At 67.0% G+C, this 12,975-nt stretch carries 14 protein-coding genes; 3 read left to right on the top strand and 11 right to left on the bottom strand.

The window, feature by feature from the left end; all coding sequences use genetic code 11:
• Together xseA and C7455_RS14290 are read right to left on the bottom strand one after the other, a co-directional pair.
• Positions 1–1,569 carry an exodeoxyribonuclease VII large subunit gene (gene xseA, locus C7455_RS14295; protein ID WP_109669339.1) on the bottom strand — a complete coding sequence of 523 codons (1,569 nt, stop codon included), beginning with the start codon at positions 1,567–1,569 and terminating at the stop codon, positions 1–3.
• A gap of 3 nt (positions 1,570–1,572) precedes the next feature.
• Complete coding sequence (locus C7455_RS14290) at positions 1,573–1,809, bottom strand: hypothetical protein (RefSeq protein WP_109669337.1); 237 nt, start codon at positions 1,807–1,809, stop codon at positions 1,573–1,575.
• A 60-nt stretch (positions 1,810–1,869) separates the two neighbouring features.
• Here C7455_RS14290 and purD point away from each other — a divergent pair, with 60 nt between their 5' ends.
• The gene (purD, locus tag C7455_RS14285) at positions 1,870–3,132 is read left to right on the top strand and encodes a phosphoribosylamine--glycine ligase (RefSeq protein ID WP_109669335.1); all 1,263 of its coding nucleotides are present in this window, start codon (positions 1,870–1,872) and stop codon (positions 3,130–3,132) included.
• Positions 3,133–3,171: 39 nt separating this feature from the next.
• Here the strand turns inward: purD and C7455_RS14280 are convergent, their stop codons facing one another.
• The 7 genes from C7455_RS14280 to C7455_RS14250 all read right to left on the bottom strand — a co-directional run bounded on the left by C7455_RS14280 (position 3,172) and on the right by C7455_RS14250 (position 9,621).
• Entirely contained in the window at positions 3,172–3,858 is a 687-nt protein-coding gene (locus tag C7455_RS14280) for a D-lyxose/D-mannose family sugar isomerase (protein ID WP_109669535.1), read from the bottom strand.
• Positions 3,859–3,984: 126 nt separating this feature from the next.
• Positions 3,985–4,254 (bottom strand): glucose-6-phosphate isomerase, encoded by a 270-nt coding sequence (locus C7455_RS14275; protein ID WP_109669334.1) that lies wholly within the window; start codon positions 4,252–4,254, stop codon positions 3,985–3,987.
• Positions 4,255–4,377: 123 nt separating this feature from the next.
• Positions 4,378–4,890 (bottom strand): CarD family transcriptional regulator, encoded by a 513-nt coding sequence (locus tag C7455_RS14270; protein WP_109669332.1) that lies wholly within the window; start codon positions 4,888–4,890, stop codon positions 4,378–4,380.
• A 280-nt stretch (positions 4,891–5,170) separates the two neighbouring features.
• A complete protein-coding gene (gene fdxA / locus C7455_RS14265; RefSeq protein WP_109669330.1) occupies positions 5,171–5,506 on the bottom strand; it encodes a ferredoxin FdxA in 336 nt (111 codons plus the stop codon).
• Between the two features lie 134 nt (positions 5,507–5,640).
• The gene (locus C7455_RS14260; RefSeq protein WP_109669328.1) at positions 5,641–6,021 is read right to left on the bottom strand and encodes an RNA-binding S4 domain-containing protein; all 381 of its coding nucleotides are present in this window, start codon (positions 6,019–6,021) and stop codon (positions 5,641–5,643) included.
• Positions 6,018–9,026 carry a helicase-related protein gene (locus C7455_RS14255; RefSeq protein WP_425450648.1) on the bottom strand — a complete coding sequence of 1,003 codons (3,009 nt, stop codon included), beginning with the start codon at positions 9,024–9,026 and terminating at the stop codon, positions 6,018–6,020. The genes C7455_RS14260 and C7455_RS14255 overlap by 4 nt, the downstream gene beginning before the upstream one ends.
• Positions 9,027–9,069: 43 nt before the next feature.
• Positions 9,070–9,621 (bottom strand): tetratricopeptide repeat protein, encoded by a 552-nt coding sequence (locus C7455_RS14250; RefSeq protein WP_342767638.1) that lies wholly within the window; start codon positions 9,619–9,621, stop codon positions 9,070–9,072.
• A gap of 89 nt (positions 9,622–9,710) precedes the next feature.
• On the opposite strand from C7455_RS14250, the gene C7455_RS14245 reads away from it, so the two are divergent.
• Both C7455_RS14245 and C7455_RS14240 read left to right on the top strand, forming a co-directional pair.
• Positions 9,711–10,001 (top strand): SCP2 sterol-binding domain-containing protein, encoded by a 291-nt coding sequence (locus tag C7455_RS14245; RefSeq protein ID WP_109669324.1) that lies wholly within the window; start codon positions 9,711–9,713, stop codon positions 9,999–10,001.
• A gap of 20 nt (positions 10,002–10,021) precedes the next feature.
• Positions 10,022–10,951 carry an alpha/beta fold hydrolase gene (locus C7455_RS14240; RefSeq protein ID WP_109669531.1) on the top strand — a complete coding sequence of 310 codons (930 nt, stop codon included), beginning with the start codon at positions 10,022–10,024 and terminating at the stop codon, positions 10,949–10,951.
• Here C7455_RS14240 and C7455_RS14235 read toward each other — a convergent pair.
• Both C7455_RS14235 and C7455_RS14230 read right to left on the bottom strand, forming a co-directional pair.
• Positions 10,948–11,658, bottom strand: a complete 711-nt coding sequence (locus C7455_RS14235) for an ABC transporter ATP-binding protein (protein WP_245904341.1) — start codon at positions 11,656–11,658, stop codon at positions 10,948–10,950. The two genes, C7455_RS14240 and C7455_RS14235, sit on opposite strands and share 4 nt — an antisense overlap.
• On the bottom strand, positions 11,651–12,940 hold the full coding sequence (locus tag C7455_RS14230; RefSeq protein WP_109669528.1) for a lipoprotein-releasing ABC transporter permease subunit: 1,290 nt from the start codon (positions 12,938–12,940) through the stop codon (positions 11,651–11,653). The genes C7455_RS14235 and C7455_RS14230 overlap by 8 nt, the downstream gene beginning before the upstream one ends.
• Positions 12,941–12,975 lie beyond the last annotated feature (35 nt).

Below are 12,975 nucleotides of genomic sequence, written 5' to 3'. Positions count from 1 at the left end.
TCAGAAAAGACTGCCCTGACCCGGTTTGCCCGGTGGAACTGTCCTTGGTGCCGGTTTCGTCGTGGCGCCCAGGGGCGTCACCGCGAGCTTGCCATCGGCGAATTCCACCTCCAGCGCCGCATGCCCCTCGGCCTGCCCCTTGCGGGTCACCAGCGTCTCGCCCGCCCGCACCACCGCATAACCGCGCCGGAGCGTCTCGGTATAACCCAGCGTCTGGTGCAGCCGGTCGAGCGCCGCAAGCCGGTCGCGCCGCGTGGCCAGCCCGGTCTGTGCCACCCGCGCGAAACGCGCCGAGAGGGTGTCGAGCCTGTCGTGTGCCTCTGACAGGCTGCGCGCTTGCCGCGCGGGATCGAGCCGGCGGTCAAGGGCCGCCAGATCGCGGCGGCCCTGCCGGATCAGGCCCTGCAGCGTCACGGGGCTGAGACGCGCGGCGGTCTGGCCAAGCGTCAGCCGTTTGCGCGCGACCGCCCGGTCCAGCGCGGGTGACAGCCGGGCACCGGCCCCGTCCAGCCGACCGCGGGCCAGCGTCGCGCGGTGGCGCAGCGCAGGCGCAAGGCCCGCCGCCGCCAGGTCGAGCCGCTGGCGGGCCGCATCGAGCAGACTGTCGGGGCGGGGCAGCGCGCGGGACAGGTCGGCCAGCCGCTGGCTGCGACGGGCGAGCGCCTGCGTCACGCCGCGAGTCAGGATACCGTCTTGCGTGCGCAACCAGCCCAGCAGGTCCATCCGCACCGGCACCGCGCGTTCGGCTGCCGCCGTGGGCGTGGGCGCGCGGTAGTCCGAGGCAAAATCGATCAGCGTCGTGTCGGTCTCGTGCCCCACCGCCGAGATCAGCGGGATTACACTTTCGGCGGCCGCGCGGACCACGATTTCCTCGTTGAAGCCCCACAGGTCTTCCAGCGACCCGCCGCCCCGCGCCACGATGATCAGATCGGGTCGCGGGATCTTACCGCCCTCGGGCAGGGCGTTGAACCCGCGGATCGCACGCGCCACCTCGGGCGCGCAATTGGCGCCTTGCACCGCGACCGGCCAGATCAGCACATGGCGCGGAAAGCGGTCGCGCAGCCGGTGCAGGATATCGCGGATCACCGCGCCGGAGGGCGAAGTGACGACCCCAATCACCTCGGGCAAAAACGGCAGCGGCTGCTTGCGCCCCTCGTCGAAGAGCCCTTCGGCCGCCAGAATCGCGCGGCGCTTTTCCAGCATCGCCATCAGCGCGCCCGCCCCTGCGGGGCGCAGATCCTCGATCACCAGCTGGTATTTCGACTGGCCGGGGAAGGTCGTCAGCCGCCCGGTGGCGATCACCTCCATCCCTTCCTCGGGCGGATGGGCAAGGCGCGCGGCCGTCCCCTTCCAGATCACCGAGGCCAAAACGCTGCGGTCATCCTTGAGGTCGAGGTAGACATGGCCCGAGCGTGGCAAGGACAGCCGCCCGACCTCACCCCGGACGCGGACATGGGAAAACCCGCCCTCGATGGCGCGTTTGACCGCGCCCGAAAGCTCGGAGACAGTGAATTCCGGCGCGTTGCCCGGACCGGGGCCGGGGCCCGCATCCTCGATCAGGTCGTCCATACCCTAACGCCCCCCGTCCTTGCGCCACTCACGCCACAGGTCCCAACCCGCCGCCAGCAAAATCACCGCGAACACGAGATAGACCAGCGGCGGCGGCTGCATGAGGCCCAACGCCCCCAGCAAAGCCACGGCCCCGGTGCAGACCAGCGCGATGGCAAAGAGTGCCGCCGAGATTCGCGCCGATCCCGCCTCGGACCGGGCAAGGCGCACGGCGCGCGACCGGAAATTCCCCTCAGCCATGTTGTGCACGCCCCCGACGCTTTGTAATGCAGGGCAAGACTAGCAAGAGGGGCGGCAAAGGTGAACATCTTGATCCTTGGGAGCGGCGGGCGCGAACACAGCCTTGCGTGGGCCGTGCTGCAGAACCCCAAATGCGACCGGTTGATCGTGGCACCGGGCAATGCCGGCATCGCCATGATCGCCGATTGCGCCGATCTGGATGTGACCGACCCCGAAGCGGTGGTGGTTTTCGCGGGGGAGGAGTCGATCGATTTCGTCATCATCGGCCCCGAGGCGCCGCTGGCCGCCGGCGTGGCCGATGCCTTGGCGGCGTCGGGCATCGCGGCCTTCGGGCCCTCTGCGGCGGCGGCCCGGCTCGAGGCCTCCAAGGCCTTCACAAAGGAGGTCTGCGATGCCTGCGGCGCGCCCACGGCCGCCTGGGCGCGCTTTACCGATGCGGCCGCGGCGCGCGCCCATGTCAGCGCGCAGGGCGCGCCGATCGTGGTCAAGGCCGACGGGCTGGCGGCCGGCAAGGGCGTGGTGGTGGCCGAGACCATCGCGCAAGCCCACGCCGCCATCGACGAGATGTTCGGCGGGGCGTTTGGCGCGGCAGGGGCCGAGGTGGTGATCGAGGAATTCATGGCGGGCGAGGAGGCATCGTTCTTCGTGCTCTCGGACGGCGAAACGGTGCTGCCCATCGGGACCGCACAAGATCACAAGCGCATCGGCGAGGGCGACACCGGCCCCAACACCGGCGGCATGGGGGCCTACAGCCCCGCGCCGGTGATGACGGCGGCGGTGACCGAGGCAGCCCTCGACCGGATCGTGCGCCCCACAGTGGCCGAGATGGCGCGCCGCGGCACGCCTTACCGCGGTGTGCTTTATGTCGGCCTGATGATCGAGAACGGCGCGCCGCGGCTGGTCGAATACAACGTCCGCTTCGGGGACCCGGAATGTCAGGTTCTGATGATGCGGCTGGGCGGGCAGGCGCTCGACCTGATGCTGGCCTGCGCCGAGGGGCGACTGGCCGACATGCAGGTGACTTGGGCCGAGGATCACGCGCTGACGGTGGTGATGGCCGCCGCGGGCTATCCGGGTGATTACGGCAAGGGCAGCGTTGTCGGTGGGCTCGACGCCCTGCCGGAGGATTCGCACCACATGGTCTTTCACGCCGGCACAGCGCGGGCCGAGGGGCTGTGGCGCGCGAACGGTGGTCGGGTCCTCAACGTCACCGCGCGCGGTGCGACCCTGCAAGAAGCACGCGACCGGGCCTATGGGATGATCAAGGGGATCGATTGGCCCGAGGGCGTGCATCGCCGCGATATCGGGTGGCGGGCGTTGTGAGGGGAGCAGTGCGCCGTCAGGCGCACCACCCCAGACTCGTCACGCCAACCACCGGCCGTAATCAGACACCAGCAGATGCGTCGGCGCCACATCTTCGTCGATCTCGGCGAAGCGCCCGATCGGCTCGCGGAACCAGTTGTCGGTCTCGTCATCGTTGACGGTCGAAACCTCGCCGATCAGAACATCCCCCCCCTCGCCCCAGAAGGCGTGCCAATCGCCGGGCATCAGCGTCACGCTTTCTCCCGGCGCCAGCATCAGCACCTCGCCCGGGGCAAAATCGCGGGCAATGCCGTCGCACATCACGCGGCCACCGGCCTTGCCGTCGAAGGACCCGTCGGGCGCCGAGCCGAACAGCTCGACGGCCAGCGTCGCCCCGCCGCGGTTGATGATATCCTCGGCCTTCAGGTAATGGCTATGCATCGGCGACAGCTGATCGTGCTTTGAAATCAAAAGCTTCTCGGCGTAGCACATGCCGCCGCCGCGCTGCAGGTCGGCCAGCCTTCCGTTCCTCAGCGTGAACAGGAACAGCCCCATTTCGTCGTAACGGCCCTGTCCGTAATCGGTGATGTCCCAGCCCATCCGGCCCTCGATGACGGCGGCGGCCTGATCCTTGCGGGCGCGCATCTCATCCGGGGTCCAATAGGCGAAGGGCGGCAGGGTAAAGCCGAAGCGGCGCATGAAGCCATCGGCTTCGGCCATGATCTCGTTGATCTCGGAGCGTTTCATCCACCTGCCCTTCCGTGCCAGACTGCGCCGCATCTGGGCCGAAAGTCGCGGCAAGCTCAAGGGGTCAGACGCCCCGCCCCATCGGCCCGGACGGCATGTGCCGCCGGACCGTGGGCAGAGGCGCGATCAGCAGCGCGCGACGTAGTAGCCGCCACGCCCGTCGGCATAGGCGCATTCGCGGGTGGCCTGATTCTGCGCGACCACGGCACCGGCGGCTGCGCCGCCCAGAACGGCGACAGCCGTCCACTGCGGATTGGCATCGACCAGTTCCGAAAGCGCGAACCCGGCGGCACCGCCAAAGACAGCGCCAACGGCGGCTTGGTTCTGCGGCGTCGGCTGGCAGGCCGACACGGCAATGGCAGCGGAGAGCACGGCTGCCGAAATCTTGAGTTTCATGGTCTTTCCTTCGTCTTTGACGGCGTACGGCCGCCTGTAATGAACAGGTCCCCATGCATCATATAGCACAAAGGCCGCCGCACCAAAGGTGCGACGGCCTTAAGGTAAGGAAATCCGGCGGGTTTACGCTGCGCGCGCGGTCAGGACGTCATCGACCTGTTTCTGTGCGCCGGCCTCGTCCACACCCTTCACGGCGGCAAGTTCACGGGTCAGACGCTCCAGCGCGGCCTCGTAAAGCTGACGCTCGGAATAAGACTGTTCGCGCTGGTCGTCGCCGCGGTGCAGGTCGCGCACCACTTCGGCGATCGAAATCAAATCGCCCGAGTTGATCTTTTGCTCGTATTCCTGCGCCCGACGCGACCACATCGCGCGTTTGACCCGCGCCTTGCCCTTGAGCGTGTCCATGGCCTTGGACACGACATCGGGCGAGGACAGCGACCGCATGCCGACCTCGACCGCCTTGGCGGTGGGCACGCGCAGCGTCATCTTATCCTTCTCGAAGGAGACCACGAAAAGCTCCAGCCGCAGACCAGCGATTTCCTGCTCTTCGATCGACACGATCTTGCCGACCCCGTGGGCGGGATACACGACATAGTCGTTGGGGCTGAACTCTTGCGACTTCCGGGTCTTGATCATTCGTGATTCCTTTTCCAATTTCCCGGACGACAGGCGACAAAAAGACCCGAGGAAAACGAGAGTTTTCCACAAGTCGTTTTATGTCACGATGAAAACCGGGCAGGTTGGCAGACCTGCTGATGCGTTACGGACAGACGGTGATTACCTGCGCAACACATAACACATCTTGCAGCGCATTTCCAGATATCTGCCAGCATACCACGCCCAACGCCTGTTAATGCAGGCGGTCTTCGGCCCAAGCGCGGCCGGTGCCCCCGAGTGATCGGAGCGAATCGGTTCCTCAGCCCCCTTCGCCGGGAGCCTCAGACAACAAGTCCATCTTGCCCGGCTTGCCGTCCATCGCCTCGGCGTCAGGCAGCGGGTCCTTCTTGGTGATGATGACCGGCCAAGCCTCGGAATACTTGCGGTTGAACTCTACCCATTTCTCCATGTCCGGCTCGGTGTCGGGCCGGATCGCATCGGCGGGGCATTCGGGCTCGCACACGCCGCAGTCGATGCATTCGTCGGGGTGGATGACCAGCATGTTCTCGCCCTCGTAGAAACAATCCACGGGGCAGACCTCCACGCAATCGGTGTATTTGCAGGCTATGCAATTTTCCGTCACGACATAGGTCATCGATCATCCTCGGCTGGTCTGCTGGTTCGTCTGCTACGCCACGGGTCTGACCATTGCAAGACCACGGCGACGGCGCTTCTGTCGCAGGACTGTAAACTTGAGTTGACAGGTTTCAAGCGGTATTTCGCGCGCGGTCACTCCGGGTCATGGACCCCGCCCTCGCCGCGCAGATCGTCCAGCGCGCGGCGATCCTTCTTGGTCGGGCGCGGCCCTGTCCGCGTCACCGGCGCCGCCTCGGTCTCGGGCGGTGTCAGGTCCTCGTAGAGGGTTTGCGCCTCAGGCGCGGGACCGCGACGGATCCCCAGAGCGGTCACGCGGATCACCCGAATGCGGTCGCCCTGCACGAAAGTCAGCACATCGCCCGCACCTATGGCGCTGGCGGGCTTGACCACCCGTGCGCCATTCACCCGCACATGGCCATCCCCCACCAGCCGCGTGGCAAGGCCACGGGTCTTGAAGAACCGCGCTTGCCACAGCCACTTGTCGATGCGGCCAGTCGGTCGGGGGTCGTTCAGGTCTTGGTCCTCAAGCCAGCCAGTGCCTGCGCAAAGGGATTGTCGGGGTCGATCCGGTCGGCCTTGCGCTCGGGGCGGGCGGTGAAGGTCTTGGGCCCATCATCCTCACGCGGGGGCTTGCCGCCCTTGCCGCGCTGGGGCTTGCCACCCTTGCCACGGGGGGGCTTTCCCCCCTCGGGTCGGCCCGCATCGCCGCGCGGCTTGCCGCCTTCTGACCGGCCGCCGCCCTCGCGGGGGGCGCGCGGGCCACCCTCGGCAGTCTGACGCCCACCCTCCGACCGGCGGGGACCTTTCGGCCCGCCCGCCTGTCGACGCGGGGACCAAGTGAAGGTGTAGAACACCTCCATCTCGGCCGGCGCGGTCACAACCTCCACGGGGCCATCGTCCTGTGCCGCTGCGGCGCCATCTTCAGCACCCTCGGCCTGCGGCGCAGCCTGCGCCGTGGCCTCGCGCTCGGCTTCGGGCGCAGGGGCCGCTGCGGCGGGCGCTTCGGCACCCTCCAGCCCGGTCGGTGGCGCCACATCCAGAACCGTCTCGTCGATGGTCTCGGGCGCATCCGTGGCCGCCGGTTCGGGGGCAGACGCAACGGCAGGCGCCGCCTTGACCTTGGCCCGCTCGCCCCGCTCGGCCCGGTAGCCCAAGCCGCCCATCAGGTCGGCGAATTGCTCCAGCGTCAGGCCGCTGATCGACAGCATGTCTGGCTTGGCCTCGAACCCGCCCCGCGTATCCTGTCCGCGCAGCATGTCGGCCAGCCGTTCCAGCATGTCGATCCGGATCGCGCGCGCCCCCGCCGGACGATAGCCCGACATCGCGAAATAGCCTTGCGGCTGCTGGGTGTCGTGCAGGATCGTGACCAGACCCGGCGGCGGGCTTTCGGGGAACACATCCAGCCCCTGCCACAGCCCCCAGAGCACAAGGCGCAGCCGCGTCGGCGCTGGTTTCAGCAACAATGGCTGAAAGATCGTGAACTGACCAAAGCGCACGCCATGCTTGCGCAACATGCCGCGGGCATCTTGATCGAGCGACTTGATGTCATCAGCAATGTCGGAGCGCGGGATGATCCCGAACCCCTCCATCATCCGAAACGCCACGCCGCGCGCCAGACCCGTCACCGTCTCGTCGCGCGACAGCGCAAGCAGCGGCTCGAACTGGGCGGCGATGCGGCGGTCGATGAAGTGCTGCAGCCGCCGCTGGACCTTGGTGATGACCTCGGGCCCGGCTTCATCGTCGACAAAAGCCTCGGCGGTGGGTTTCAGCGGATCATCGCCTTTCACCAGCTTGCCGATGGCCTGATCGCCCCACATCAGCCCGCCCTGTTCGGTGACGTCGAATTCCGTGTCGGGCGTGTTGTAGAACCGGTCGGCACGCAGATGGAACTCGGGGCGCAGCGTGGCCATGGCAGCCTGACGCAGGGTCTTTGCCTCGTCGGGGCTGGCGGTTTGGTCCTGCCGGAAGCGGAACCCTTCGATCCGACCCAGAACCTGGCCCTCGATCGTCACTTCACCCTTGTCGTTCACATCGGCCACAAGGCTCTCCTTCTGTTTCAACCGGCGGAGCAGCACGCTCGTCCGCCGGTCGACAAATCTTTGCGTCAGCGCGCCGTGCAGCGCGTCGGACAGTCGGTCTTCTACGGCACGCGTGGCGTCGCGCCAATGGGCAACATCGTCCACCCACCCATCCCGCTGCGCCACATAAGTCCATGTGCGGATGAACGCGAGGCGTTTCGACAAGGTGTCGATATCGCCTTCGGTGCGGTCGATGCGCTTGACCTGCGCGGCCAGCCAATCGTCGGGGACGCGGCCCAGACTGTGCAGGAACTCGAAGATGCGACCCAGCAACTCGGCGTGCTCGGTATGGCTGATCCCGCGGAAATCGGGGATACGGCAGACATCCCAGAGCAGTCGCACGTCGCGCGCGTCGCACAGGCGGGGCTGCAGATCGGGGCGCTCGGCAATTGCCTTGAGCGCCATCAGGTCGTCGGCTTCCCGCGCGCGCGTCAGCCATTCATCGCTGGTATGTTCCTCGAGCGAGCCGATCAGGCGACCGACCGATCCGAATTCCAGATTTGAGTTCCGCCAGGAGAGCTTGCGGATCGGGGCAAAGCGGTGGTCCTGAATCGCCTCGGCCAGATCATCGTCGAGCGGTGGCGCCTCGCCAGTGACGCCGAAGGTGCCGTCTTGCGTGTAGCGCCCCGCGCGTCCCGCGATCTGCGAGAGCTCGTTAGGCATCAGGTCGCGCATGCGCCGGCCATCGAACTTGCGCAGGCCGGAAAAGGCGACATGCCCGATGTCGAGGTTCAGGCCCATCCCGATGGCATCGGTCGCCACAAGGAAATCCACGTCACCGTTTTGATACAGCTCCACTTGCGCATTGCGCGTGCGCGGGGAAAGCGCGCCCATGACCACCGCCGCGCCCCCCTTTTGCCGGCGCAGCAGCTCGGCTGTGGCATAGAGGTTTTCAACCGAAAACCCGACGATGGCACTGCGCGTGGGCATCCGGCTTATCTTTTTCGAACCCGTATACACAAGCTGTGAAAACCGCTCGCGCCCCACGAACTGCGCGCGCGGCACCAGAGCGGCGATCGCCCCGCGCATCGTGGCAGCGCCCAGAAACAGCGTCTCGTGATGGCCGCGGGCATGCAACAGCCTGTCGGTGAAGACATGGCCGCGCTCGGGGTCGGCGCAAAGCTGGATCTCGTCCACGGCCAGAAACTCGGGACCAAGACCCACTGGCATCGCCTCGACCGTGCAGACCCAGTATTGCGCGCGGTCGGGCACGATCCGTTCCTCGCCCGTCACCAGCGCCACGACCGAGGGGCCGCGCAGGCCCACGATCTTGTCATAGACCTCGCGCGCGAGAAGCCGTAGCGGCAGGCCGATCACGCCGGTCCTGTGCGCCAGCATCCGTTCGATGGCGTAATGGGTCTTGCCGGTGTTGGTCGGGCCCAGAACCGCGACAATGCGGCCGCGATCCCGCCCGGTGCCCGTCGTGCTGCCGTCCATCATTCTGGCTGACTTTCCTCGCGCCCCCGACGGCGGGCGGGGCGGATCAGAGGGTCTGACCCCCAAGCGCGCGTTCGACCCGGTTCACCGCCTCGTTTATTTCGTCGCGGTGGGGATGTATAGCCTGCGCCGCGCGGAAAGCGCGCAGCGCATCCTCAAGCTGACCCATGTCCTCAAGCATGAAACCAAGGCCCGTCAGTGCCCCGAAATGGCGCGGCTCCAACGCCAGCACGCGCTGGATGTCGGCGATGGAAGGGCCGTAGCGATTCGCCTCGAAGAACATCGTGGCCCGCGCGTTCCAGCCCTCGGCGAACTCGGGGGCATGGTCGGTCAGGGCGGTCAGGTGGTTGTAGGCCGCCTCCATATCCCCAGCTGCCAGCGCCGCGCGCCCCTGCGACAGAAGATAATCGGCCGAGGCAGAGCCCGACCGCAACCAGAGCATGTAGATTTCTTCCTCGATCACCGACCAGTTGCGCAGGTCTGGCTGCGCCAGCCGGTCGAGCAGCGTATCGACGCGATTCCCGTCTTGCGCGGCCGCAAGTAAGGGAACCCCGCACAGGAGTGCCGCAAGGGCAATATTGTGAAAAGCGCGCTTCATTCGCATGATCAAAAGCTAGCATGTTTGCGCGGGGGGTCCATATCAATCCCGTGCGAGCGCACGGGACATGGACGAAAGGACCGGAAGAGATGAGCGTGATCGACGAGGCGGTGAGCCAGCTGGATGCAAAACTTGGGGGCGGCTTTGACGGGTCTGCGAAATTCGTCATCGAGGGGGAAGGCGCCGTGATCGTGGATGGCGCTGGCGTGCGTGCAGCCCTCGACGGCGAAGAGGCCGATGTGACCATGACGGCAAATGCCGACACGTTTCAGGACATTCTCGCGGGCAACCTCAACCCGACGATGGCCTTCATGTCGGGCAAGCTCAAGCTCGACGGCGACATGGGCACGGCCATGAAGCTCGGCTCGGCGCTGTCTTGATGTTGACCGGCGCGTCCCCGATGGGCCTGCCCCCCGCCCCGTTCCTTGCCGATGTGGCCGAAGGGCCCACCGGCGTCGGCGCGTGGTGGGTGAACAGCGCCGACGGCACGCGCCTGCGCATGGCCGTCTGGCCCAAAGGGCAAAAGGGCAGCGTCTTGATGTTTCCGGGCCGGACGGAATATTGCGAGAAGTATGGGCGCGTCGCGGCCGATCTGGCCGCGGCTGGCTATGGCATGGCGTCGTTCGACTGGCGCGGACAGGGTCTGGCCGACCGTCCGCAGCACCGCCGCGACATGGGCCATGTCGTCCATTTCGACGAATACCGGCAGGATGTGGCAGCCTTTCACGGCGCGCTTGAGGCGCTGGGGGTGCCAAAGCCATGGTTCCTGATCGGGCATTCCATGGGCGGGGCCATCGGCCTGCGGGCGCTGCATGACGGCTTGTCGGTCCGCGCTGCCGCCTTCACTGCGCCAATGTGGGGCATCCAGATGAAACCCCATCTCAAGGCGATACGCGGCCTTGTGTTGGGACTGTCCGGACCCTTGGGCTACGAGAAATCCTTCGCTCTGACCACCGGCCCCTACAAGCCGATGGTTTTCGAGGACAACCAGCTGACCACCGATCGGAACCAGTTCGACTATATGGCGCGCCAGACAGCCACACACCCCGATCTGGCGCTTGGGGGCCCTTCGAACCGCTGGCTCAAGGCCGCGCTGACGGAAAGCGCCGCGCTGATGGACATGCCGGCCCCCGATCTGCCCTGCATCGCGGTGGTCGGCAGCCGCGAAAAGATCGTCGAGCCGCAGGCCATAGAACGCCGCATGCGCAGCTGGCCCAAGGGGCGGTTCAGTGTCATCGACGGGGCAGAGCATGAGGTCTTGATGGAGGCACCGGCAAAGCGCGCCATGACCCTTGCGGCGATTGTCGAGCTGTTCGACGCCCACGCCTAGGCGGGACGCAAAACGCCGCCCTCAAGCCTGAGCGTGCGATCCATGCGCGCGGCAAGGCCCGGGTTATGCGTTGCGATCAGCGCCCCCATGCCCGTATCGCGCACCAGCCCCATAAGCGTGTCGAACACCGTATCCGAGGTCGCCGGATCAAGGTTGCCGGTCGGCTCATCGGCCAGCAGCAGGCGCGGCTGATTGGCCAGCGCCCGGCAAAATGCCACCCGCTGCTGTTCGCCCCCCGACAACGCCGCGGGCCGGTGATGGAGCCTTGCGGCCAGACCGACCGCGGACAGAAGATCGCGCGCCCGCGCCTCCGCCTCCGGTTTCGCCACAGCATTGGCCAGCTGCGGCAGTACGATGTTTTCAAGCGCCGTGAACTCCGGCAGCAGGTGGTGGAACTGGTAGACGAACCCCACCAGGCCACGCCGCGCCGCCGTCCGCGAACGGTCACCGGCCCGCGACAGGTCCTGCCCGCCGATCACGACGGCACCGGCATCCGGGCTGTCCAGCAGACCTGCGATATGCAGCAGGGTCGACTTGCCCGCCCCCGACGGCGCGACCAGCGCTACCACCTCGCCCGGCGTGATCTCAACGCTTGCACCGCGCAACACCCGCACCTCGTTCGGGCGACCGAGGTTGTAGCCCTTCTCGATCCCGTCGAGCCGGAGGATCGCACCCTGCGTGTCTTGGCGCATGACCGCGTCACTCATAGCGCAGCGCCTCGACCGGGTTCATCCGCGCGGCACGGCGCGCCGGAAAGATCGTAACGACAAAGGACAGACCCAGCGACAGCGCCATGGCCGAGGCGACATCCTCCCATTCCAGCCTTGCCGGCAGGCTCGAGATCATCCGCACCGATGGGTCCCAGACGCCACCCCCCGCGACCCAGTTCACGAAATCGAAGATCGGGTCGATCCAGATCGCGAAGGCGCAGCCCAAGGCCACCCCCGCCAGCGTCCCCGCCACCCCGATGGCCGAGCCGCACAAGAAGAACACCCGCAGCACTGATCCTTCAGACAGGCCCATGGTGCGCAAGATGCCGATGTCGCGCGACTTGTTCTTCACCAGCATGATCAGGCCCGAGACGATGTTCATCGTGGCGATCAGCACAAGGATCGAGAGGATGATGAACATGATGTTGTCTTCCATCTGCAAGGCTTGCAGGAAGGCCCCCGAACTGTCCCGCCATGTCCAGACAGAGACCTCGCCCGCCGCCTGCAGCACCGGCAGGATCATCGCGCCGACATTCTCGGGGTCGTCCAGATAGACCTCGATCTCGTCCGCCACGCCGTCGCGGTTGAAATAGCTCTGCGCCTCGGCAAAGGGCATGTAGACCCTGACCCGGTCGATGTCCCAGCGCCCGACCTGAAAGATGTAGACCACCTCATAGGCCGACACGCGGGGGCTGGTACCAAAGGGCGTGCGCGCCCCGTCGGGTGAGATAAGCCGCACCCGGTCGCCGACCCGCAACCCGAGTTCGCGCGCGACGCCGATGCCGATGGCCACCCCCTGACCCTCGCCGAACCGCGCCAGATCGCCCATGGCCAGCTCCGGCTCGGCCACCAGCGGCACGGTGGCCAGATCCGCCGCCGCGATCCCCGTGACCTCGACGCCCGCGTTGCGCCCGTCATGCGCGGCCAACACCTGCCCCCGGATGACGGCCGCCGCATGGCTGACACCCGGCACGGCGGCCACGGCAGCCGCCGCCTCGGCATAGTCCTCGAACACGCGGTTCTGACGGCCGTCGGGGTCCAGCTCGACCTGATCGTAGAGGCTGATATGCGGGTTCGCGCCTAGGATCGTGCCGACGAATTCGTGCCGGAACCCGGTGCGCACGGCGAGCGTGGCGATCAGCGCCGCCACGGCCAGCGTGACGCCCAGAAAGCTGATCACCGTCATCGTGCTCACGCCGCCCTCGGCGCGGCGGGCGCGCAGGTAGCGCCAGGCGATCATCATCTCGAAACGCGCAAAGGGCGGTGGCGTCTGGGGCAAGGGGCGCTCCTTCTGGTTGCCGCGCAACCTGCCGT

Origin of the sequence: Roseicyclus mahoneyensis (assembly GCF_003148775.1) — a bacterium.
GTDB lineage: Bacteria > Pseudomonadota > Alphaproteobacteria > Rhodobacterales > Rhodobacteraceae > Roseicyclus > Roseicyclus mahoneyensis.
The sequence above is the reverse complement of the archived record's forward strand: the minus strand, read 5'-3'. Positions and strand labels throughout refer to the sequence as shown.